At 29.1% G+C, this 24,918-nt stretch carries 19 protein-coding genes; 5 read left to right on the top strand and 14 right to left on the bottom strand.

Annotated features, from left to right (window positions below; translation table 11 throughout):
• Nucleotides 1–100 precede the first annotated feature (100 nt).
• The 4 genes from AC2JAQ_RS01500 to AC2JAQ_RS01485 all read right to left on the bottom strand — a co-directional run bounded on the left by AC2JAQ_RS01500 (nt 101) and on the right by AC2JAQ_RS01485 (nt 7,724).
• The gene (locus AC2JAQ_RS01500) at nt 101–457 is read right to left on the bottom strand and encodes a DUF1540 domain-containing protein (protein WP_488457566.1); all 357 of its coding nucleotides are present in this window, start codon (nt 455–457) and stop codon (nt 101–103) included.
• A 603-nt stretch (nt 458–1,060) separates the two neighbouring features.
• The gene (pyk, locus tag AC2JAQ_RS01495) at nt 1,061–2,461 is read right to left on the bottom strand and encodes a pyruvate kinase (protein WP_423238061.1); all 1,401 of its coding nucleotides are present in this window, start codon (nt 2,459–2,461) and stop codon (nt 1,061–1,063) included.
• Nucleotides 2,462–2,552: 91 nt separating this feature from the next.
• Entirely contained in the window at nt 2,553–3,512 is a 960-nt protein-coding gene (gene pfkA / locus AC2JAQ_RS01490) for a 6-phosphofructokinase (protein ID WP_322504599.1), read from the bottom strand.
• 636 nt (nt 3,513–4,148) lie between these two features.
• On the bottom strand, nt 4,149–7,724 hold the full coding sequence (locus AC2JAQ_RS01485; RefSeq protein ID WP_488457565.1) for a DNA polymerase III subunit alpha: 3,576 nt from the start codon (nt 7,722–7,724) through the stop codon (nt 4,149–4,151).
• Nucleotides 7,725–8,194: 470 nt separating this feature from the next.
• Between AC2JAQ_RS01485 and AC2JAQ_RS01480 the strand changes: the two genes are divergently transcribed.
• Entirely contained in the window at nt 8,195–8,728 is a 534-nt protein-coding gene (locus AC2JAQ_RS01480) for an RNA polymerase sigma factor (protein WP_488457564.1), read from the top strand.
• A gap of 13 nt (nt 8,729–8,741) precedes the next feature.
• Nucleotides 8,742–10,007: a DUF4179 domain-containing protein gene (locus tag AC2JAQ_RS01475; RefSeq protein ID WP_488457563.1), complete on the top strand. Its 1,266-nt coding sequence runs from the start codon at nt 8,742–8,744 to the stop codon at nt 10,005–10,007.
• Between the two features lie 139 nt (nt 10,008–10,146).
• On the opposite strand, the gene AC2JAQ_RS01470 is transcribed toward AC2JAQ_RS01475, so the two are convergent.
• From AC2JAQ_RS01470 to hisC, 5 genes are all read right to left on the bottom strand, one after another.
• A complete protein-coding gene (locus tag AC2JAQ_RS01470; protein ID WP_488457562.1) occupies nt 10,147–10,701 on the bottom strand; it encodes a hypothetical protein in 555 nt (184 codons plus the stop codon).
• A 261-nt stretch (nt 10,702–10,962) separates the two neighbouring features.
• On the bottom strand, nt 10,963–11,913 hold the full coding sequence (gene whiA, locus AC2JAQ_RS01465) for a DNA-binding protein WhiA (protein WP_322504603.1): 951 nt from the start codon (nt 11,911–11,913) through the stop codon (nt 10,963–10,965).
• Nucleotides 11,892–13,262, bottom strand: a complete 1,371-nt coding sequence (locus AC2JAQ_RS01460) for a gluconeogenesis factor YvcK family protein (RefSeq protein WP_423238054.1) — start codon at nt 13,260–13,262, stop codon at nt 11,892–11,894. The genes whiA and AC2JAQ_RS01460 overlap by 22 nt, the downstream gene beginning before the upstream one ends.
• Nucleotides 13,259–14,143 carry an RNase adapter RapZ gene (gene rapZ, locus AC2JAQ_RS01455; RefSeq protein WP_488457561.1) on the bottom strand — a complete coding sequence of 295 codons (885 nt, stop codon included), beginning with the start codon at nt 14,141–14,143 and terminating at the stop codon, nt 13,259–13,261. Before rapZ ends, AC2JAQ_RS01460 begins: the two co-directional genes overlap by 4 nt.
• 334 nt (nt 14,144–14,477) lie before the next feature.
• Nucleotides 14,478–15,575 carry a histidinol-phosphate transaminase gene (gene hisC, locus AC2JAQ_RS01450; protein ID WP_488457560.1) on the bottom strand — a complete coding sequence of 366 codons (1,098 nt, stop codon included), beginning with the start codon at nt 15,573–15,575 and terminating at the stop codon, nt 14,478–14,480.
• A gap of 586 nt (nt 15,576–16,161) precedes the next feature.
• Here hisC and AC2JAQ_RS01445 point away from each other — a divergent pair.
• Genes AC2JAQ_RS01445 through AC2JAQ_RS01435 form a run of 3 tightly spaced genes read left to right on the top strand, consistent with a single transcriptional unit; the run spans nt 16,162 to nt 18,359 of the window.
• Nucleotides 16,162–16,947, top strand: coding sequence for a hypothetical protein (locus tag AC2JAQ_RS01445; protein ID WP_488457559.1), 786 nt, complete (start codon nt 16,162–16,164; stop codon nt 16,945–16,947).
• 34 nt (nt 16,948–16,981) lie between these two features.
• On the top strand, nt 16,982–17,530 hold the full coding sequence (locus AC2JAQ_RS01440) for a sigma-70 family RNA polymerase sigma factor (protein WP_488457558.1): 549 nt from the start codon (nt 16,982–16,984) through the stop codon (nt 17,528–17,530).
• Nucleotides 17,531–17,576: 46 nt separating this feature from the next.
• On the top strand, nt 17,577–18,359 hold the full coding sequence (locus tag AC2JAQ_RS01435) for a hypothetical protein (protein WP_488457557.1): 783 nt from the start codon (nt 17,577–17,579) through the stop codon (nt 18,357–18,359).
• A gap of 62 nt (nt 18,360–18,421) precedes the next feature.
• Here AC2JAQ_RS01435 and murB read toward each other — a convergent pair whose 3' ends face one another.
• The 5 genes from murB to AC2JAQ_RS01410 all read right to left on the bottom strand — a co-directional run bounded on the left by murB (nt 18,422) and on the right by AC2JAQ_RS01410 (nt 24,866).
• Nucleotides 18,422–19,336 carry a UDP-N-acetylmuramate dehydrogenase gene (gene murB, locus AC2JAQ_RS01430; RefSeq protein ID WP_488457556.1) on the bottom strand — a complete coding sequence of 305 codons (915 nt, stop codon included), beginning with the start codon at nt 19,334–19,336 and terminating at the stop codon, nt 18,422–18,424.
• 191 nt (nt 19,337–19,527) lie between these two features.
• Nucleotides 19,528–21,390 (bottom strand): excinuclease ABC subunit UvrC, encoded by a 1,863-nt coding sequence (uvrC, locus tag AC2JAQ_RS01425; RefSeq protein ID WP_488457555.1) that lies wholly within the window; start codon nt 21,388–21,390, stop codon nt 19,528–19,530.
• Between the two features lie 334 nt (nt 21,391–21,724).
• Nucleotides 21,725–23,188: a peptidoglycan D,D-transpeptidase FtsI family protein gene (locus tag AC2JAQ_RS01420; protein WP_488457554.1), complete on the bottom strand. Its 1,464-nt coding sequence runs from the start codon at nt 23,186–23,188 to the stop codon at nt 21,725–21,727.
• Nucleotides 23,189–24,418 (bottom strand): FtsW/RodA/SpoVE family cell cycle protein, encoded by a 1,230-nt coding sequence (locus tag AC2JAQ_RS01415; protein ID WP_488457553.1) that lies wholly within the window; start codon nt 24,416–24,418, stop codon nt 23,189–23,191.
• A gap of 13 nt (nt 24,419–24,431) precedes the next feature.
• A complete protein-coding gene (locus AC2JAQ_RS01410) occupies nt 24,432–24,866 on the bottom strand; it encodes an FHA domain-containing protein (protein ID WP_488457552.1) in 435 nt (144 codons plus the stop codon).
• Nucleotides 24,867–24,918 lie beyond the last annotated feature (52 nt).

The following is a 24,918-nucleotide window of genomic DNA, read 5'->3' as shown; positions in this document are numbered from 1 at the left end:
CATTGTAAGTAATTTATATTAGGTTCTTTAAAATATATTTTATTATATAATAAAAAAGCTAGAATACAAAGATTAACCTTTATATTCTAGCCTTTGATAATTATATCTTATAAAAAGTCTCACACTCTGTTGAAGTAGATGTACTAGCCTCTGGTCCGAAAATTTGTATGTCAGTAGATGTACAAGTCATACCAACATTATATGTACAATTCATAGCATAACATTTTATTTTATGATCTACATCAGCTTGACTATCTAAAGCCTGCATTATTGTTCCTGCATAATTAGTGTTAAAAGCACTTTTAATAGCATTCATAAAAGTTCTTGGTGCAAAGGTCTCACAACAAGTTTCTTGTTTACTTTCAGCAGCCTGACCATCAACCTGAATAGTTAATGCTGAACACATACCATTAACATAGTTAATACAATTATGAGCTGAACATGCTAATCTTGTCATATTCAATACCCTCCTCAAAATAATTATTTGAAGTTATTTTTTGTACTTATTTTTAATTTATACTATATAAGTAAAAATTTCATATTACACTATTTTAATCTATTATATTTAAAATATTTATGGAAGATGTATTGAAGAAATGTTATGAGGTTAGAAAGTCTAACTTATGTGAATATTGATTTTTAAATAAAAAAAAGAAGCACTCGATGGTATCAGTCATCAAGTACTTTTTAATTTTGGAATCAGTTGCCATTTGATTCTACTTATATTATTTCATAAGCACTATTTAATATACACTATTTTTATCTACTTGTCATAACTATTTTGTTAACTTTTTGTAAACTAATAGTTTTTGTAAAATTTATTTAATAAATTACGCATATTACTTAAAAATATTACTTAAAATTTATAAATATTTGGATTAATAATTTAATTTACAAAATATTAATATTTATTCTTATAAATATTTTCCTGTTAAATTCTATTATAAAAGCTTGTAGAATAAAAAATAAAATTAAAAAGCCTCATATTTTAATGGTTATAAAAATTTATAAAATAAAAAATAGGTAGCTAATGCTACCTATTTTCTATATACTTGTAAAATTATTTTACAACTTCAACTTTTACTATGTTAGTGTTTCCTTCGTTAGCTGGTACACCTGCAACAACTACAGCTGTATCTTCTGCTTTAACGAATCCAGCATTTTTAGCTATTTCAACAGCGTTTTCCATTGTAGCATTTTCAGCAACAACTGGGTAAACTCCGAAGCATAAAGCAACTTTCTTAGCAACTCTTTCATTTGGAGTTATAGTAACGATTGGTGCATCTGGTCTGCATTGAGATATTCTCTTAGCAGTAGCTCCTGATTGAGTTAATGAAACTATAGCAGCTGATTTTAATTCGTGTGCAGCGTTACAAGCAGCTCTTGAGATAACTCCTGGTACAGCTGGTATGTGTTTTTTAGCTTTTGAAGCAGCTAACTCGTAGCTTAACATTTCTTCAGATTTAGTAGCTATTTTAACCATAGTCTCAACAGCTTCTACTGGCCAGCTTCCGTTAGCTGACTCACCACTTAACATGATAGCATCAGTACCATCTAAGATAGCGTTAGTTACGTCTGAAACCTCAGCTCTTGTTGGTCTTGGGTTTCTCATCATTGAATCTAACATTTGAGTAGCAGTTATAACTGGTTTTCCAGCATTGTTACATTTTTCTATTATCATTTTTTGAACTGAAGGAACGTCTTCCATTGGTATTTCAACACCAAGGTCTCCTCTAGCTACCATGATACCATCTGAAGCTTCGATGATAGAATCTATGTTATCAACACCTTCTTGGTTTTCGATTTTTGAGAATATTTGTATATCAGCTCCACCATTAGCAACTAATACTTCTCTTATAGCTTTAACGTCTTCTGCTTTTCTTATGAATGAAGCAGCAACCATGTTAACGCCCATTTCACAACCGAATATTAAGTCAGCTCTGTCTTTATCAGTCATAGCTGGTAATTTTATTGATACTCCAGGAACGTTAACTCCTTTGTGAGTTCCAACTAAACCAGTGTTTCTTACGATACACTTAACAGCGTTACCTTCTACAGATACAACTTCTAATCCAACTAAACCGTCGTCTATTAAGATAGTATCTCCAGCTTTAACGTCTTTAGCTAATCCTTCGTAAGTTACTGAACATTTAGTAGTATCACCTACTACATCTCCTCCAGCATATATAGTAAATTCAGTTCCAGCAGTTAATTCAACTTTGCTTGGCTCGAATTTTCCAGTTCTTATTTCTGGTCCTTTAGTATCTAATAATATAGCTACTTCTTTACCTAATTTTTTTGATATTTCTCTTACTTTAACCATTCTTCCTTTGTGCTCTTCATGGTCACCATGTGAGAAATTGTGTCTTGAAGCGTTCATACCTGCTTCGATTATTTTTGTTAAGATTTCTTCATTTTCACTAGCTGGTCCGATAGTGCATACTAATTTTGTTCTTCTCATTTAAAAAACACTCCCTCGTAAAAAATTAACCCTAAGTTTAAAATATATAATAAATAATAAATTGAAAAATTTATTATGTCATTAACTAAAATTATTTGTTTATAGCTTTAGCCATTTCATATAGATTTTCATCAAAGCTTCTTTCTATATCTAAAGCTTCATCTATATCCATATCAAATATTTTGTTTTCTTTAATTCCTATAACTTTTGAAGTTTTTCCTTCTAATAACACTTCTACAGCTTTAGCTCCCATTCTTGATGCTAATACTATATCATCAGCAGTTGGTGATCCACCTCTTTGAATATGTCCTAAAATTGTAGCTCTAGTTTCTATACCTGTTACAGATTCTATTTCTTTAGCTAATTCAGCTGATCCTCCAACGCCTTCAGCAACAACTATTATGCTGTGAGTTTTTCCATTTGCTCTACCTTCTAAGATAGTTTTGATTAATTCATCTTTATCAAATGGCATTTCTGGAACAATTATAGCTTCTGCTCCACCTGCGATACCAGCATATAAAGCAAGGTCTCCACAGTTTCTTCCCATAACTTCTACGATAGATACTCTTTCGTGTGAAGTTGATGTATCTCTTAATTTGTTTATAGCATCTACTACAGTGTTTAATGCAGTATCAAATCCTATAGTATAGTCTGTGTAAGATAAGTCGTTATCGATAGTTCCTGGTAATCCAACAGTCTTAACTCCTAATTTTGAAAGAAGTTTAGCTCCCATGAATGATCCATCTCCACCTATAACTACTAAAGCTTCAACGCCATAAGCTTTTAATATTTGTGCAGCTTTTTCTCTTACTTCTTCTTGTTTGAATTCTAAACATCTAGCAGTTCTTAAGATTGTACCACCTCTGTTTATGATTTCTGAAACAGATTTTCTATCCATTTTGAATAGTTCTCCGTTTATTAATCCAGCGTATCCTCTTTGAACTCCCATTACTTCAAGTCCATTGTGTAAAGCCATTCTTGTAACCGCTCTTAAAGCAGCGTTCATTCCTGGTGCATCTCCACCACTTGTTAAAACAGCAATCTTTTTCATAATATTTTCCTCCTCTACACCACTTGGGACAAGTTCAGTCCCAACAGTGCCAAATATTACCCACATTTTTAAGATATTATTTATATATGTTAAATGTTTATCAATTTTAAACTATTTGAAAATCTTATCTCAAAACTTAAATACCCTACGTAACTTTGTTAATACTATTCTACCACAATTAATTGTACTTAAAGTAGTGTCCATTTTCAACCTTTTTATGTAGAATTAAAGAAAAAAAACTCGATATTTGATAATTTTTTCAATAATTATTATGCTCTAATTTCATTTTAATATTTAAATAAATATTAAAAGTTATAAGTCAAAATTTAACTATACAGCTCGTTTTAAACTAAATTAACACTTTTTTTATAAAAAAATTTGTTTAATTATGTAAAAAGAATATATTTTTTTAATTTTAAGAAAATTTACAAATTTATTTTATCACTTTTTGAAAAAAAGTCCACTTTAAGAGGAGTTTTTACGAGTGCTTCTTCTAAAATATCTCTCCAAAACTCAATAAGTAATCGTTAATACTTATCTATTTAGAAAATATTTTTAACTCATAACTTCCCTCTTACAAGTGGACATTAATTTCCTATTTTGTTTATTTTTTCACCATTCCCCGAATTCTAAGAACTAAGTTTCAACTACTTTTACATTCTCTTTGCCAAATTTACTGATTAAAAAATCTATTACATCGGTCTCTAAATTAACCCACATATCTCTATTTAATCTAAAAGAGGCTTTTTCTTTTTCAGCAAAAACATACACTGGAGAATCTCCTTTGTATTGTGATAATAAAACTTTTAATGGCTTAACTATCATATTAGCTTTTGCCTTATCTTCTACCTTTATATAAACCTTAGATGAATTCATTAACTCTAATGGTTGTATGTCCTCACAAAGTATCTTTGGCTCTTCATCTTCTTTTAGAGAAACTCTTCCTCTTATTAAAACAAAAGAATCTTCATTCACTAGGGTATTACATTTTTCTAAAGTTTTTGGGAATATAACACATTCTAAATATCCTGTTAAATCCTCAATTTTTGCAAATGCCATAAGTGTATTATTTCTAGTTACTTTTCTAGATACATTAGTAAGAATTCCTCCTACAATTACCCTTGTTCCATCACTTAAAGAATTATCTATAACTAAATCTTCTAATTCAACATCCTTCTGTTCGCTTAAATTCTTTTGAGCCTCAACTATTTTTTCTATAGTTATTGAAGTTTGCTCCTTTAAAGGCTTTTCATAGTCATCAAGAGGATGCCCACTCATATAGAGACCTGTCATCTCTTTTTCCATAGCAAGCATATACTTTTTATTAAACTCTTTTATATTAGGATAACTAATCTCTAAATTATTACTTTCCTCTTGTATAGCTCCAAATAAAGACATTTGACCATCTATGTTCTTCTTTCTTTGAGAGTAAACTCCATCCATTATCCTTTCAAAAACAGATAATAATTGTGATCTATATACCTTTAAGCTGTCAAAGGTTCCAGCCTTAATCAAACTCTCAACAGCTCTCTTATTAACAATACTTAAATCTATCTTATTACAAAAATCCATAAGAGAATTAAATTTACCTTTTTCATCTCTAGAAGAAGATATGTTAGCAACAACGTTAATTCCAACGTTCTTTATAGCTCCCATACCAAATCTTATGGTATCTCCTTTAACAGTAAACTTAGTGTAACTTTCATTTATATCTGGTGGTAACACCTGAATTCCAAGCTTTTCTGCACTTCTTATATATTCAGATACCTTATCACTGTTTCCCATAACAGAGTTAAGCATAGCTGCTAAAAACTCTACTGGATAATATCTCATTAAGTATGCAGTTTGAAATCCTATTACGGCATAAGCAGCAGCATGACTTTTGTTAAATGCATAAGATGCAAAATCCATCATGGAGTCAAATATTTTATTGGCTGCCTCAGCTGATATTCCATTTCTTAAGCAACCTGGCACCTCAATATTTCCATTTTCGTCTTCAACTCCATAAATGAAGTTCTTTCTTTCCTCTTCCATTACCTTATGCTTTTTCTTAGACATGGCTCTTCTAACAAGGTCACTTCTTCCCATAGAATACCCTGCTAGCTTTCTAACAATCTCCATAACCTGCTCTTGGTAAACCATAACTCCATAAGTTACGTTTAGTATACTTTCAAGTTCAGGAACTATATATTCTACTGATTTAGGATCTCTTTTTCCATCAATATATCTTGGTATTTCCGCCATTGGACCAGGTCTATAAAGAGAAATCCCCGCTATAATATCCTCTAGACAGTCTGGTTTTAACTCTTTCATGAAAGAAGTCATACCAGCTGACTCTAACTGGAATACCCCTACTGTATGTCCTTCTCCAATCATTTTATAAACTTCTTTATCGTCAAAGTCTAGATTATCTAAATCTACCTCTACGCCTCTATTGTACTTAATCATATCAACAGCATCACGCATAACAGTTAAAGTTCTAAGTCCTAAGAAGTCCATCTTTAATAATCCAAGCTCCTCAAGAGTTGTCATATCAAACTGAGTTACTATAGACTCGTCATTTTTTTGAAGTGGAACATACTCAACTAAAGGCTGAGATGCTATAACAACACCAGCAGCATGAGTTGATGAATGTCTTGGAAGCCCCTCTAGTCTTCTGCTAACATCTATAAGTTCCTTCACTCTCTCTTCACTATCATATATAGTTTTAAGCTCTGGATTCAGATCTAAAGCCTTATCTATAGTAACTCCAAGTACTGTAGGAATTTGTTTAGCTATTCTATCAACCTCTGCATAGGTGTAATTCATGGCTCTTCCTACATCTCTTATGCAAGCTCTTGCAGCCATTGTTCCAAAAGTTATAATCTGAGATACATTATCATGTCCATACTTTTCAACAACATAGTCTATAACTCGCTGTCTTCCCTCATAGCAGAAGTCAGAATCTATATCGGGCATACTTACCCTTTCAGGATTTAAGAAACGCTCAAAAAGCAAGCTATATTTCATAGGGTCAATCTTTGTTATACCTAAAGTATAGGCAACTAAAGCACCTGCAGCAGACCCTCTCCCTGGTCCTGTTGGTATTCCATTATCATTAGCGTATTTAATAAAGTCCCAAACTATTAAGAAGTAATCTACATATCCCATCTGCTTGATTACTCCAAGCTCATATTCTAATCTTTCTATATCTTCTTTAACACGCTCATTACTTTCCCCAATTTCATATACCTTATCTATATCATATTCCCCATTATCCTTAAGTGGCTTAAGCTCTTCTAATCTATCTATAAGACCATCAAAACAAGTTTTTCTTAAATAGTCAAAAGGCTCTACCCCTTCTGGTAATGGGAACTTAGGTAGCTTTGATACATGGAACTCATAATCAAAGTTACATTCTTCAGCAATTTTTAAAGTGTTTTCTAAAGCTTCTGGAACGTAATCAAACATATCCCACATTTCTTCTGGTGATTTTAAATAAAATTGATCTGATGGATATCTTCTTCTATTTGGGTCATCAACAGTCTTTCCAGTTTGAATACACATAAGTATATCATGAGCCTTTGAGTCTTCTTGATTTATGTAGTGAACATCATTAGTTGCTACTAATGGAATATTAAGTTCCTTAGCTAACTGTATATTTACTTCATTAACCTTCTTTTGCTCTTCCATACCATGATTTTGAAGTTCTAAATAAAATCCATCCTTAAAGGTGTCTCTATAGAATGTTGCAGCTTCTCTAGCCTTATCTATATTTCCATTTAAAATAGCCTTCTGAACCTCTCCTCCCAGACAAGCACTTAAGGCTATTATTCCTTCTGAATGTTCTTTTAAATACTCTCTATCAATTCTTGGTTTATAATAAAATCCCTCAATAGATGCTACAGAAACAATCTTCATAAGGTTCTCATATCCCTTTTCATTCTTAACAAGAAGAACTAAATGATATGTTTTATTATCTTCATCATTACTTTTTATCTTTCTAGACTTAGGCACAACATAAACTTCACAACCTAAAATTGGCTTTATACCTTGTGCTTTAGCCTCTTTATATAAGTCAACACATCCATACATAACACCATGGTCAGTTAATGCTATACTTTCCATTCCAAGTTCCTTTGCTCTTTCAATAAGTGGTTTTATCTTTCCAGAACCATCAAGCAAGCTATACCCTGAGTGTAGATGTAAGTGACAAAACTTTTTATCCCCCATTTCCTTCACATCCTTCCTTCTCATATTGTTTCTATCAAATATTTTTAATGATATATAAACTACTATTTTTCTAATTTTAATTTAAATAAATAGTCATTTTTTTTATTAAAATTACATACTAAAAGCTATGTTTTTATTTAAGTGTAATATATTAATTTTACCATATTAAATAAAAATACACTAAGAAAACTTTGTTGTATTAATTCTAATTATTAACCTCTTAAACAAAAATAATCTTTTTATGAAAACATATCTAATTTACCATATTAATTTCAATTATTGGCTTTAATATCTTAGTTTATAAAGTAAAATTTTTTAATTATTAATTTATAATACTCCTAAAAATCAGTCAAGTTTTAAATAAACATTCAAAACTTTTTATTATTTGTAAATAAAATGAAAATACTCATTTTTTTATGGAACAATTCTGTATAATTTACTCTCTAATAGTTGAAAAAGGAGGGATGATATTGGAACTAATAAGTTTTTTTAATAAAAATTCATTTAATAAAGTTTCATACAAAAAATTAACTAAAGAGGACCTATCTCAAAACTTTGAACTATTAATAAAAGAAAATCTCACATCTATGTATAGAGTTGCTAAAGGTATTTTAAAGATTGAAGAAGATGTTGAAGATGCTATCCAAACTACTATTTTAATAGCCTTTAATAAGATTAATACCTTAAAGGATGAAAGCTATTTTAAAACATGGTTAATAAGAATTTTAATAAATGAGTGTAATAAAATTTATAAGAAAAATAAAAACAACCAAAAAGAAATATCTGATGAGTTATATACAACTCAAAACTATGAAAATATAGATTTATATGATGCGATTAAATGTTTAAAAGAAGACTTAAGAGTAATAACAATACTCTACTATTTTGATGATATGTCATATAAAGATATCTCAACAGCATTAAATATAGCTGAAGGAACTGTAAAATCTAGACTTTTTAGAGCAAAAGAAGCTTTATATGAAATTCTTAAGGACACTATTTAAGGGGGATGTATTTATGAGAGATGATTTTGATAAAAAACTTTTTGAACTGGCTAGAGGTTCTAAAGTAAGAGAACCAGAGACTTTAAAAACTAAAGTTGATTATACATGTAAAAATCTTAAGAAAAAGACATTTAACTTTAGACATATAGGAACAATAGCTGCTATGTTAACCTTTTGTATTTTAAGTATTGGACTTTGCTTTCCAACATACGCAATGAATATCCCAATTTTAGGTGACGTTGTAGAAGTTTTAAGTAATAAATTTAATCTAAGTGGTTATGAAATAAATGCACAAAACCTAAACTATGAAGTCAGCAATGAGGACTATACACTAACATTAGAAAGTGCTTATTATGATGGAATTGAAACAACAATCTTTTTTAAAATAAAAGGAAAGGAAAAATTAAATAGAACAGGCCAATACTTATTTGAAGCAGATTTTAAATATAGTGAGGATATTTCTTATGAAGGCGGTGTTGAAAAAAGAGAATTTATAGATGATTATACTTTTGCTGGTATGATGACTTACTATATAAGGCCTAATAGTGGAAACAAATTACCAGAAAAATTCAATATTAAATTAAATATTCCAAACATAATTGCAGACTCTGAACTAAGGGCAGTTAATAGTCCTACTTTAAATCTTTCTTTTGATATAAATGACTTAAAGGTGGAAGAAACTAAAATTGATAAAGAAATAAAAGCTAATGGAAATTCAATTGTTATATCATCCATACAAAAATATCCTACGTCTTTAATTATTAACTCTGATGAAAAAATTACTAATCCGGAAAGTGAATTGTCTTTTATACTTTGGCATGAAACTTTAGGCCAAGTTGACTATGGTGGCAATTATTTTCTTCCTAACAATCCTGGGAAACTATATATAGTTCCTAAAACTAGAAGTAAACTCCATGCAGATAATCTTGTGAAGGAAACTATGCCTTTATCAATAGGTGAAACTAATACTTTTGGAAAAGTTGGGACAATAGCTATAGAAAATATAGAAGTTAAAGAGGGGAAAACCTATCTATCAATAAGGAGAACAGGTGATATATCTTCTTATGATTTTAAGATTATTGAAAAAGAAAATACCAATTCAAAAATTAATATGTATGAGATGTATGAATATGAAACAAAAGCTCTAGGGATATTAGATACAATAACAACATATGTTATATCAGATTTTGACACTAACACTGACTATCTTTTAGAATATGAATATATTTCAAATGATGATATTGAAATATTATATGACCAAATAATAGAAATAAATTAAGGATTATATTAAAACTCAATAATAAAACTTGTAAATAGTATGGAGAGAATATCTAGATAAACTCTTAGTCAAATCTAGATATTCTCTCCAAATATATTTATAAGTTTTATTGAGTTATTTTGATATACTTCTTAAAAAATTACTTAAAAGTATTTTTTACATCATCTATAGATTGTTGAAGCTTAACTCTGGCATCATATGCTGATTTTTCAATATCTTTCATAGAATTAACAAATTCATCTGCTGGCATAGCCATTAATTTGTCTTTATTAGCCTTTAACTCATTTTGAACATTGCTTATAGACATTTTTAAATTATCTATATTCTCTACTATTTTTTTATTCGCTTCATTAACTTTTGAATCATTATGAGAAAGTTTACTATTAAGCTCATTCTTTAAGTTAGTAAGTTCAGTATCTAAATTTGTATAGTATTTTTTATAAGCGTCATAAGTTGCCTGCTTAGTTTCCTCTGTTACACCTGAGAAATCATATTCTGCTGCAAGTTTTATGTCTCCCATATAAGCCTTAATCTTTTCTTCTAACATTGTTAAGTACTCTGATGGATTATTCGCTGTTGTTCCAGGTGCTCCAGGCATTTCAGTCGCTTTTTTTGTACATCCAACCATGCTTATAAGACCGAAAACCATAATCCCTAATAAAAGCCAACTTATTTTTTTAAATTTCTTTACCATAATTAATACCTCCATATGAAATAATATTATTTTCAAAATTAGTTTCTCCATTAGTAAAATTAATATTATCTCAACATTAGGTATATTTTTTATAAGGCTCTGTTTTAGTTGAATGTTAATTTTTAAATAGATTCGTAGAACTATCTAAAAATCAACACTTTACTGAAATATAGCCTTAAATAAAAAAACTTTTAAGTTTTTCTAACAGCAAATATAATATTTGCTGTTAAAATAATCACTTAAAAGATTTTAAAAAGTTTGCTAGAAGTTACCTGTTCTAAGTTCTTCAGCTATTTTTTCAATTTTTCTTAATCTATGATTTACTCCTGATTTACCAACTGGAGGCTCAAGCATTTCCCCAAGCTCCTTTAATGATTCCTCAGGATAAGTTAATCTTAGCTCTGCAACCTCTCTTAAATTTTTTGGAAGTCTTGCAAGACCAATCTCTCTCTCTATAAGTTTTATACTCTCAACCTGTCTAACTGCTGCATTTACAGTTTTGCTAAGGTTTGCAGTCTCACAGTTTACAAGTCTATTTACATTGTTCCTCATTTCCTTCATAATTCTAATGTTTTCAAGTTCTAGAAGTGCTGTATGAGCTCCAATTATATTTAATAAATCAACTATCTGCTCTCCTTCTTTTATATAGACTATGTAACTATTTTTTCTTTGTATTACCTTTGATTTTAAACCAAATGTATTGATAAGTTTTCCTAAATCCTCTGCATATTCTTGTGAATGAGTAACAAACTCTAAATGATAAGTTTTTTCAGGATTACTTATACTTCCACCACCGATAAAAGCCCCTCTAATATATGCCTTTTTCTTAGCTTCTGTATCAACTAAATCTTCATCTATATGATAGTCTAATGACATTATTCCTTCTATTTCCCTTAATATTCCTGTTATTTCAAGTAACTTTTTTACTCCCATGTCTTCAGTTACAACAACCATATAAATATTATTTTTCTTTAAGGAATTACTTTTTTTAACCATAAGCTTTGCGTGTATGTCAAAGTAATCCTTTAATATAGTAAACATCAATCTTGCCGATGCAGGATTTTCTGTTGTCATTTTGAAGCTTATTTGTCTACCACTAAAAGCAAGTGTTCCACAAACCTTCATGATAGCTGATATTTGAGCAAGAGCTTCTTCCTTTGATATATCAATATATCTACATATTTCTCCCTTTACTTTTGCTGAAAATGACATGATTGCTCCTTCCTATTTAAACTTTCTCTTTTCTTGATTCTTTGTGATAAATATATATACTCTAAAATTTTCTTTCTATCATATAATAAATGCTTTTCCATTACTGTTTCAATGAGAAGTTGTGCCAAATACTCTGAATTATGTCTTATATAATCCCCATTTACTTTTATTAAATCACCTTCAATAACACACAATCCCATTTTCTTAAGCTTATTTATATCAAGCTCTACAAATTCAGAATTCTTTTCTAAATATTTTTGTTTTAGCTCTTCTGAAATATCTTTAGAGTTTGCAATTATACAATCTACCATATCTTTCCCACAATGATCTAATATAACTTTAACATGATCAGAAACCTTAAATCCATCAGTTTCACCTGGTTGGGTCATTATATTACAATTATATATTTTAAACGCTTTACTCTTCTTTATAGCCTTAGTTATATCTTTTACCAGAAGATTAGGTAATACACTAGTATATAAACTTCCTGGTCCTAAAACTATAGCATCAGCATCCTCTATTGCTTCTAATGCTCTATCTAAAGCTTTAGCATCTTCTGGTATTATTTTTAATTTTTTTATTGGACTACTTTGGTCTATAACTTCCTCTCCTATTAAAGATTCCCCTCTTACCTTATGTCCATTCATAAGTTCAGCTTCTAAAATCATATTTTCTAAAGTTACAGGTAAAACTTCACCCTTAACCGCAAGGACAGAGCTCATTTTTTGAACAGCGTCCTCAAAATTTTCAGAAATTCCATCCATAGCAGCTAAGAATAAATTACCAAAGCTCTGGCCCTTTAGTCTACCATCATTAAATCTATATTGCAATAATTCATTCATTAAAGGTTCTGTATTAGCTAATGCTAATATACAGTTTCTTATATCACCTGGAGGAAGCATACCTAAATCCTCTCTAAGAATACCAGATCCACCACCATCATCTCCAACTGTTACTACCGCAGTTATATTTGATGTATAATGTTTAAGTCCTCTAAGCATTGTAGAAAGGCCTGTCCCACCTCCTATAACAACGATTTTAGGACCTTTTATTAAAAGTCTGTCATCTTCTATTAAATCTTCTAAATCATCTTCTTCAATAGATAAATTTATATATCCTTTGTTTACTAGCGAAACTACAGATTTAACACACCAAACTATGGATTTATAACCAACTAACCCCGAAAAAAATATAAGAATTATAAATATAGCTTTATCTTGAATATTAGTTACATGTCTCTCACCAATTAACTTTGCCATAGCGATAGCCATAGTAATTATAGATGCCAAAGCCATAAATATGTATCTTTTAACTTTGATACCAGGCTTAAGCATTTTTTTCGTCATCATAGTTTTCTATCCCCTCTATTTATATCCTCATTAATATCTCTATGCTCTAAGCTAACACTAAAGCCTTTAGATAGTAGTTCTTTGTATAAAGCATTTGCTATTGCTACTGATCTATGTCTTCCCCCTGTACATCCTATAGAAATAATAAGCTGTCTTTTTCCTTCTTTGATATAGTTAGGAATTAAGAACTCTGACATATCTGTAAGTCTTGATAAGAAACCTTTAGTTTCTTCTTGAGCAAGCACATAATTTTTAACAGGTTCATCTTCTCCTGAAAATGGCTTTAACTCTGGAATATAAAATGGATTAGGTATAAATCTAACATCAAAAACTAAATCTGAATCTGAAGGAATACCATATTTAAATCCAAAAGATAAAATAGTTATTGAAAGATTTTGCTCAACTGGTTTACCATCTCCATATAAAAGATTTATTTTTTCTCTTAAATTTCTTATAGGATAATTTGAAGTATCAATTATATTATCAGCTCTATCCTTAAGCTCTCTAAGTCTCATTCTCTCTTCACTTATACCAGTTATTATTCTTCCATCTGGTGAAAGTGGATGACTTCTTCTAGTCTCTTTAAATCTCTTAACTAAAACTTCATCTGAAGCTTCTAAGAATAAAATTTCATAATTAAAATTATTAGCTTTTAAATATTCTATACTTTCAAATAAATCGTCAAAGAATATTCCACCTCTTATATCTATTACTAAAGCTATCTTATCTATTTTACCTTCGCTTTGAACACAAGCTTCAGCAAACTTTGGTATTAACTTTGGAGGTAAGTTGTCCACACAAAAATATCCTAAATCTTCTAAGCTTCTTGTTGCTTCTGTTTTTCCTGCACCTGAAAGCCCAGTAACTATTACAAATCTCATATTATCATCTCCTAAATATATAATTCATTTTATCTGATAGCTTCTAATTTTTAACTTCAAAATTAAAATATTAAACCTATACTGAATTCTAGTAGTACTTTTTAAAGAATATACTATCTCATCACAATTAAAGTCCATCTTATATTACAATGCTAAAATATATTAAACTAAATTGAATTTAAATATAACTTTTAAAGTTTAATTAAAATCAGTTAAATTTCGAAACATAAGAAATGCTTTAATCACTTAGTAATTAAAGCAAATTCAATAATTTTATAAATAAATTATAACATAAAATAAGGTAATTATTACTCATTTTATAAAGCTGTCTATTTTATAAATTTTCCTCTAAATAACTCTTCATAAGTCTAATTAATTCTTTATTTTCATATTCTTTTCCAATACTTATTCTCATCCACTGAGGATATCCTAATAAGTAACCTGGTCTAATTATATACCCATTTTGCAGTAAATAGTTAAAAAACTTTTTGTCATCACATTTAACATTTACCAGTATAAAATTTGCATCAGATTTTACGTATTTTAATCCCATATTCTCAAATTCTTGTTCTAAGTAATCTCTTTGTTTTTTATTGAAGTCTTTAACCACTTCTAAGAATTCCTTATCTTTTAAAGCTTCTATAGCAGCAACCTGTGCATAAAGATTAACATCAAAGGAATTAACAACTCTATTAAAATAATCCACAAGTTCTTTTCTTGCAACTCCATAACCAACTCTTAAAGATGCTAAACCATAGGCTTTTGAAAAAGTTCTAAGAACTATTAAATTTTCATATTTATTTAAAAGTTCTATGGAATCTGGATAATCTTCTCTAGAAACATAATCTACATAAGCTTCATCCATTATTATATAAACACTCTTCGGTATCCTATCTAATAACTCCTTTATATCTTCTATTCCAAAGGAATTTCCTGTTGGATTATTGGGATTACAGAACCATATTGTTCTTGTATTAGGCGTAATTGCATTAACCATTTCCTCTAAATCCAATTTCATATCCTTCAAGGGAATCTTAATTGCTTTACCACCCATAAGTTCTATATTGGTCTCATATCTAGGAAATGTAACTTCTCCTACTATGTTTTCTTCTCCTGAATTTATTAATGTATTACATATAACTTTTATTAGCGAATCAGATCCAGCTCCACAAAAAATCTGATTTTCACTTACACCTAAATTTTCTGCTAAAAGACTCTTCAACTCAAAGCTATTTGCATCTGGATAAAGAAATGTTTCATCAACTAATTTCTTTAATCCTTCTTTTACCTTAGGAGAACATCCTAATGGATTTTCATTTGATGCTAGTTTAACTACTTTTTCAAGCCCTAGTTCTCTTTTAACTTCTGATATAGGTTTTCCAGCTACATACTTCTCAATCCTTAAGACCTCATCTCTAACTTTAAACTTCATCTTAATAGCCTCCTTTAAATTATTATTAAAAAATCAGTTCATTTTCCTAAAAAATCAATTCAAAAAATTACTAATTAGCAAACTTAAAAATTACTAATTCATAAAGTTTTTATACCATTATACAAATCGAATTCTCACTACTCTAGTTTTAAAATTATTTTAATGAGAATTCCTATATTTTCTCACAGTATACCTCTATACCTTTTCCTTAAATATTAACTAACTAAAAAATTTGACTATATCAAAACTTCAATATAAAACTTATAAATGCGTTCTGAGAATCACTGAATTTCATTAAGAATTTATAAGTTTTATTTATAAGTTATTTTGATACAATCCCTAAATAAAATTCATACCTATTATAAAATTTTAAAAAAACTTATTTAATTTTGAAGCATTTTCTTTTTTCTTACGAACTAATTAATAGAAACATTGTTAAATAAAGTTATATTTAACTTAGCACTTAATTTATTAAAATACTTATTCTTACAATTTATTAATTATTATGAAATTAATTGTATAATTATAAATAAGTCTATACGGAGGTGAAACGTAGAAAGTTTCTTTTAACTTTCTAAGATTAATTATGAAAAAATTTGATTTAATTGATATAAATGAAGATATCCTACCTGATGTTGAACTTTCAGATGAACAGAGGAAAAAAATAAAAAAAATTTTTAAGAATTTAATTAACCCATATTTATCTTTAGACAAAAATTCAGTTGGTATTGATTTATCAAACTCTAACCTGTCTAAGATTACAAATAATCTTGGCAATTCATCTAAAGAGGTTCTTAACCATGTTAAAGGTGGAAAAATACTAAGGGATTTAGTAATAGAAGCCTTAGATAAAGAATGCCCTATTAACGGAAATGATATTTTATATAAAACATTATTATATATTCCTGTGGATTACTCTTTTAAAACAGTCGGTATATTATATTCCGACTCTGTTTTCTCACACAGAATATATGTTACAAAAGATGAACTATTTATTTATAACCTAGATAATTACTTTAGAGTTATAAATACAACTAAATTACCTTTAAAATATATCCAATCTGCTTTTATAAGCAAATATGATAAAAAAAATTATATACCTTTTAGCTGTAATACCTTAATTATTAATTTAGATAAATCAACTAAAAATAACCTTTCACTTCCTAGTACCTATTACTTAGTTGGTGAAAAAGGAGAGAATGTTCCAGAGCTCTATGAACTCTTAAATACACTTCATTCTTTAGGTGTTGATACTACCCCTTTAGAAGTAACTTCTAGAGAAAAGACCAAAAATTTAATAATCACTGTAATAGCAATTATATTTTTTATCCTCTTGTTTATTTCTCAAATAGTCTTAAACTTACCAACTTAAAATTTCAATAAAAAATTAGTTTGGAGAGGATACTATGGAAAATACCTTTATAGAAGAATTAAAAAAAGGAAATCCCAATGCACTTGAGTATGTTTTAGATATCTTTGGAAATTTAATATATAAATTAGCTTATATGCAACTTAACTCAAAAGAACTTAGTGAAGAATGTGTAAATGATGTACTTTTAAAAGTTTGGGAAAATATACAGGGATATGACTATGATAAAAGTAAATTTAAAAACTGGCTAGCTGCTATAACTAAATATAGTGCTATTGATATTCTTAGAAAAGAAAAAAAACATTTTGAAAATATAAAGCTTAAAGAGGAAAGTAAAGATACTGATTCTGTTGAAGAACAAGTCATATCAAGAGCTGAGTTAGAAGCTATAAAAAAAGAAATTAATAATTTTAAAGAATTAGATAGAAAAATATTTATTCAACGCTTTTTCTTAAATAAAAGTATTAAAGATATAGCTAATGACTTTAATATGACACCCAAAGCTGTGAGTCTCAGGATTTTGCGAGGACGCAAAAAGCTATCAATTACTAATGACGAAAATTATTCTGATGAAAGAATTACTTAATGAATACTTAGACTTATATATTAATTAAACTAAGGAGGTTTTTTATATGATAAACACTTTTAATCTAGTTGAAATAAATGATAATGACTTACCCGATATAAATCTCACTGAAGAACAAAAAAGAAGAATCAAAACAGCTATAAAATTTGCTATAAATCCATATTTAGAGAATAATTTTGATGATATTAATGCAGACTTTTCGCTTAAAAATATTATAAAAGTAGTAAATAATCTTGGTAATGAAGCCGATGATACTCTCAATTATGTTAGGAATGGTAAGGTATTAAGAGACATTGTCTTAGAAGCTTTAGATAAAGAATGTCCTATTCCTAAAGATAAACTTATTTATAAGACTTTATTGTATTCTTTTGATGACTATACTTTTAAAGTTTTATCAATAGGTTTCTCAAAAAACGCAGTTGCCTATAGAGTTTATGTTACTGAAGATAAACTTTTATTTTATAATTTAGACAGTTATTTTAGAGTTATAGACACAACAACAATTCCTATTAAATATATAAAAACAGCTTTTATATCAAATAAAAGTATAAGAGACTTTATGGAATTTAGTAGAAATACTCTTTTCATAGAATTTAATAAACTTGGAAAAAATGATTTAAATATACCTAAAAAGTATATGTTAGTAGGCTCCATAGAACACAATGATGATGATTTAAATAAATTTTTAGAAATTCTAAAATCTTTAAATGTAGAAAACATTAGAAAAGTAAAATTTCCTTATGGTAAAATTTTATTTTGGATCTCCAATATTTTCTTTGGAGTAACATTTATATACGTATTACTTAATATATTTCTACACTTATATTAAATACTAATTTAATTGAGAAATAAAAAATAGAGCCTTTATTAGGCTCTATTTTTATTTATTCTTTAATCTCTACCTATTATTCTAACTTCAGTGTGAAGATCAACACCAAAATTTTCTTTGACTGTTTTTTGAACATGAGCTATAACATCTAAAACATCTTTAGCTGTAGCCCCACCTTTGTTTATTACAAAACCTGAATGCTTTTCTGAAACAGCAGCTCCTCCTATTGAGAAACCTTTCAATCCTGAGTCTTGAATTAGCTTTCCAGCAAAATATCCTTCTGGTCTTTTAAATGTACTACCTGCTGATGGATATTCTAAAGGCTGTTTACTTTCTCTTCTGTTTGTAAGATCATCAATCTTATCTTTTATACTAGTATATTCTCCACTTTCAAGTTCAACTGTAGCTTCTAAAACCACATATCCTTTTTTCATAACTATTGAACTTCTATAACCAAGTTCTAATTCTTCTTTAGTTAAATCTTTAATATTATAATTTTCATCAATTACTCTAGCTGATTTTATTACATGAGCCATTTCTCCATCATAAGCTCCAGCATTCATAAATACTGCTCCACCTATGCTACCTGGTATTCCACATGCAAATTCAAAGCCTCTTAAATTATTTTCTAAAGCAGCTTTTGATACATCCTTTAATAAAGCTCCACTTTGAGCTGTCACGCAATTTCCTTCTGAAGTAACCTTATTTAATTTATTGAATTTAATTACAACTCCAGAAATTCCACCATCTTTAACTAAAATATTAGAACCATTACCTAAGATAAAATATGGTACATTATATTCCCTACAAAGTTTTAAAGTATTAACTACTTGTTCTTCATTAACAGGAGTTACTAGTATATCTGCTGGTCCTCCTACTCTAAAGTAAATATGTTCACTCATTGGAGAATCCACAGTAATATCTTCTTCATTATAAAATTCACCTAATAATTTATAAAACTCCATGTATTGATTCATACCCAAACTCCTCAATTTTAAATTTAATATCCTAATTTAATAGTATAAATTAATTCTTGACATTTTTTCAATATTTAGTACAAATTTTTTTTATTTTCCTATGCTATAATATTATATATATTATCTCAAGTCAATTTTTGTTATTAAAATTATACATATACTATCTATAAATTAAATTTTGTTATTAAAAACTAGCTTGAAAAATATTTTTTTATACTTTCAGCAGCCTTTTTATCTACTCCTGGTGTTTCTAATAGTTCTTCTAGAGTTGCCTTCTTAATATTTTCTATACTTCCAAATTTAATAAGAAGATTTCTTCTTCTTTTTTCTCCAATTCTAGGTATGTCTTCTAGAATTGAATGTAGTGTTCTTTTATCTCTTAGACTTCTATGATATGTTATAGCATATCTATGAACCTCATCTTGTATTCTAGTTATTAAATTCATAAGCCCAGAGCCTCTTTTAACGAGTATTTCTTCATTATTGAATATAATTCCTCTAGTCCTATGCTTATCATCTTTAACAAGGCCACAGACAGGAATTTCAACCCCAAACTCATTTAGTACTTCTAAGGCTATGTTAACCTGGCCTTTTCCACCATCCATCATTATTAAATCTGGAAAAATACAGAATTTTCCCTTTGAATATTCTAAATTTCTCTCTTGGATTTTATTTACTTCTTCTAATCCATGAGCAAATCTCCTACTTAAAATTTCCCTCATGCTTTCATAATCATTAGGTCCTTGAACACTTTTTATTTTAAATCTTCTATAATCAGAATTCTTAGCCTTTCCATTTTCAAAGACTACCATTGTTCCTACTGAATCTACACCTTGAATATTTGATATATCATAAGCCTCTATTCTAGCTGGTAAAGAATCTAACCCTAAAACATCCGCTAACTCAGTTAAGGCTGATTTATTTAGTTCCTTTTCCTCCACCATTTTTTCTTTAAACTGATCCAACATTATTTTAGCATTGTTTCTAACCATATCTAAAAGATTCTTTTTGTCCCCTTTTTTAGGAACCTTTATCCATACCTTTGAACCTCTCTTATCTGTAAGAAATTTCTCTATTAATTCTTGATCTTCTATTTCTTCCGGAACATATATAGTCTTAGGTATTTGTGCTGTTCCTCCATAAAATGATGCTATAAAAGAACTAATAATTTCTTTTACAGGTTCTTCACTTACATTCTCCAACATGAAGTGTTCTCTTCCTGTAACCTTTCCCTCTCTAACAAAGAAAATTTGAGCGCATCCGTCCTTCTCATCAGTATATAAATCAATAAAGTCTTCATCGCCCTCTTTTACAGTAAACATCTTTTGTTTTTCACTAATTAATTCTATAGCCAAGATTCTATCTCTAATCTTCGCTGCCTTTTCAAACTCTAATTCCTCAGCAGCTGTTTCCATTTCAACTTTTAATTTTTTTACAATTGATGTATCTGTTCCATTTAAAATGCTAATTATTTCATCTATCATCTTTCCATAATCATTTTTAGAAATATATCCAGCACAAGGAGCTTTACAAAGATTAATATGATAATTTAAACACGCTCTAGTAGTCTCTCCGCCTTCTATAATAGCCTTTTTACATGTTCTTAAAGGAAATAGCTTCTTAATAAGTCCCATAACCTCATAAACAGCTGTTCCATTTGTATATGGTCCAAAATATTTATTTCCATCCTTTGCAAAATTTCTTGTAACATATACTCTTGGGAAATCCTCATTGGTAGTTATTTTTATAAAAGGATAAAATTTATCATCCTTTAAAGCTATGTTATATCTTGGACTATATTTTTTAATAAGGTTGCATTCTAAAATTAATGCCTCCATTTCAGAATCAGTAATTATGTATTCAAATTCAGCTATATGTTTAACCATAGTCCTTACTTTTTCAGTATGATTTTTAGAATTTTGGAAATATTGTCTTACTCTATTTTTTAATATCTTTGCTTTTCCAACATAAATTACCTCTCCAAGGGAATTTTTCATTATGTAAACCCCTGGCTTATCAGGTAATATTTTTAATTGATGCTGAAAATCAAACATCTTATCACCTCTAATCTCTCATCTTAATGTTCATATTATATCTATCTTAAACTTGCCAAATTATATTTATTCTTATATTACTTATTTATCTAAAAATATTATCAAATTAAAAATAAGTAATTATAAAATAACATATAAATTCTTAATTAAAGAAACAGAATTATTACTATTTCTCCATAAGCAATACGCCCTAACATACTATTGAAATACAGTAATATTAGGGCGATTAAATTTTAAAATCAATTCTATTATATTAAGTTTTATAATTTATAAGTTATCTATTTTTCAAGATAAAATCAAGAAATATTTTTTTACATTTCTTTTAATTTTGCTCTTATTTATTGAAATATGCTTGCATTACCTTAGCTGTAACCGGAGCTGCTACTCTAGATCCTGAACCACCATTTTCAACTATAGTTGCAACGGCTATTTGAGGATCATTAGCTGGTGCGAAAGCTATTAACCATGCATGAGAATTTCCATCTGGAACCTGTGCTGTACCAGTTTTAGCTGCCACATTCATGCCTCTAAAGTATCCCCAGTTATCATTTATTCTATCATTTGTTACCCCTTGCATATATTCATTTATTATTTGAGCATCGTTTTTAGACATTACAGTACTTTTCTTTTCAGATTTAAATTCTTTTACTGTGTCTCCATCTTTATCAACAATCTTACTAACCATATATGGTTGCATAAGAACCCCGTTATTAGCTACTGTAGATGCAACCATTGCCATTTCAAGTGGACTTGCTAAAACATCTCCTTGACCTATGGCATCATATGCTATAAGACCTTTATCTACAGTTTTTCTGTCAGGGAATTTTCCTGAAAAAGCCTTAAGATTACCTAAAGATAAATCTTGATTAAATCCATATTTTTCAGCAGTTTCTCTTAACTTTTTATTTCCAAGCTCTTCGCCAAGAATTCCTCCAAATACTACGTTACTTGAAACTGAAAGTGCTTTTCTTAAGCTTATATCTCCGTAAGCAGTTCCATTTTCATTTGGTAAATCCTTTGTTCCAACATTTATTGTACCATTATCACTAAATGTTCTTTGTGTTATTCCTGGAATATTTTCTAAAGCAGATGTTAAAGTTACAACCTTAAATGTAGATCCTGGAGGATATTGACCATTAATAGCTCTGTCAACTAATATAGCGTCCTTTGGATTTCCATTAGGATTGTTAGCTATTTCATATGTTGCTTTCATATCATTAGGATTAAATCCTGGTTTTGATACACTTGCTAAAATCTCACCTGTTTTAGGATTCATAGCAACTACAGCCCCTCTATTAGCTCCTAAAGCTGCATATGCTGCCTTTTGTAAATCAGTATCTAAAGTTGTTACAACACTATTTCCGACCTTAGTATCGCTCTCATTTCTTTCTTTAAAATCTTTTTTGAAGTTAAATGATTTTAAGAAAGCTTTTAGTGATACATTTTGATAAGTAGTTAACTCCTTTGAATATGCTCCCTCTAAGCCTGAGTTTCCATATACTCCACTAGCATATCCAATTGGATGTGAGTATATTTCCCCATAAGGATATTCTCTCTTTTGAGTTAAATCACCGCTCTTAGTACTTTTAGCGAGAACATTGCCATCTTTATCCTTTATATCTCCTCTTATGACCTCGTTTTGAGCGGCCATAACAGCACTATTACTATCCATCTGAGCTATTTTTGGTGCTTTTATTAATTGAAAATACGCTATATACGATATAAGCCCAACTAATAGTAATAAATAAACAAACATAACTTTTCTTATGCTACCTGATAAATCTTTTTTCTTAGCCATCTATCTTAGTCCCTCCTCTGAAATTTTCTGAAGTATTCCTAAGGCAATGAAGATTGTAAGCATAGATGTTCCTCCATAACTAACTAAAGGAAGAGTTATACCTGTTAAAGGAATAACCGCAAAGACACCGCCTATAATTACTAAAACCTGAGCAACTATAAGGGTACTAAACCCAACAGCATTTAATTGTGAGAATGGATCATCAGTATTTAAAGCTGCTCTTATCCCTCTATAGAATAGTAAGAAATATAATAATAGTAACCCTATTCCAAATACTAAACCTAATTCCTGAGCTATTAGAGTAAATATAAAGTCTGTCTGTACAAAAGGAACCAACTTTGGATATCCATTATAAAGCCCTGTTCCAAACATACCACCTAAAGACATCGCATAGAATCCTTGAACTATTTGATAACTTTGGTCATTAGCATATTTCCAGACATCTCTCCAAACCATAACTCTTCTTTTCACATGGCCAAATAAGAAATAACTTGCTGTTCCGCCTATTGCAAATAAGCCTAATCCTGCAGTAACATACTTCCAATTGCAAGTAGCTATATAAAGCATAGTAACAGATACAAAGAAGAACATAAGAGCTGATCCCAAGTCTTTTTGTAAAACCATAAATCCTAAAGAATACATAATTACTAAAGCTGGTTCTAACAGTTGTTTAAATTCCGCTTTTAAAGTATCCTTTTTCTCGTACTTCATAAGTGCTGATGCTAAATATAAGATTAAGAATATCTTACCTATTTCCGAAGGTTGAAAACTAAATCCACCTATTGAAACCCAGTTTTTAGCACCATTTATTGTGGTACCTATTACCATAGCCATAGCCATAAAGATTAAAGTTCCACCCATATAAACATACTTGTATTTTGCAAAACTCTTTAAATCTGGCATAACTATTACAATTCCCATATAAACTGCTATTCCTAAACTGAACCAAACTAATTGCTTCATTGCTAATTTAGGGTCTAATCTATAAAGAACTGCTATTCCAACCACGGCTAAAACCGATGCAAAGATAAATATATACTTATCTCCATCGGGATAGAATTTCCTTATTATAAAATGTGAAAATCCAATAATAACTATTAATATACCTGCTATTATAAAAGCCATCTTATCTATAGGTGTCTGCTTTACAGCTATATTGGTAAATAAGGCCAAGCATAAAAGATAGACTAATAGCAACATCCTTTTCTCATACTTTAAAGTAGTATTCATATTATCACCTCTTCTATCCTATAACCTTAAATACGGTGCTTCCCATTCTTATTTTATCATTTACTTTTAATCTTACTCTTCCCTCTATCTTTGATTCATTTATGAATGTACCATTTGTACTTGCCAAATCTTCTAAATAAAAATCATTGTTTTTAACATAAATTTTAGCATGATATGAGGATACAAACTGATCATTTAGCACTATTGAATTATCTTCTCTTCTTCCAATGGAAATGGTACTAGTCACTGGTATAACCGAGCCAACGCCTAATGTTCCATTTGATATTGTTTTTAAGACTTCTAATCCATGTGCTTTCTTTCCAGGGGCTTTTTTCTTTTTCCCGCCTTTAACATCTTTATACATTATCTTTAACGCATAATAAATTATGGAATATAGAATTACAATAAATATTATTCCAAAAACCCATGTCATTAGTTTCGAAAACATCACTTCACCTCTACATATTTTATATTTCTTTTATATTTTACTTTATTTAATA

The sequence above is a fragment of the Clostridium sp. LIBA-8553 genome (assembly GCF_057782465.1).
Note: the sequence above shows the minus strand (reverse complement) of the source record. Positions and strands in the feature narration are given on the sequence as shown.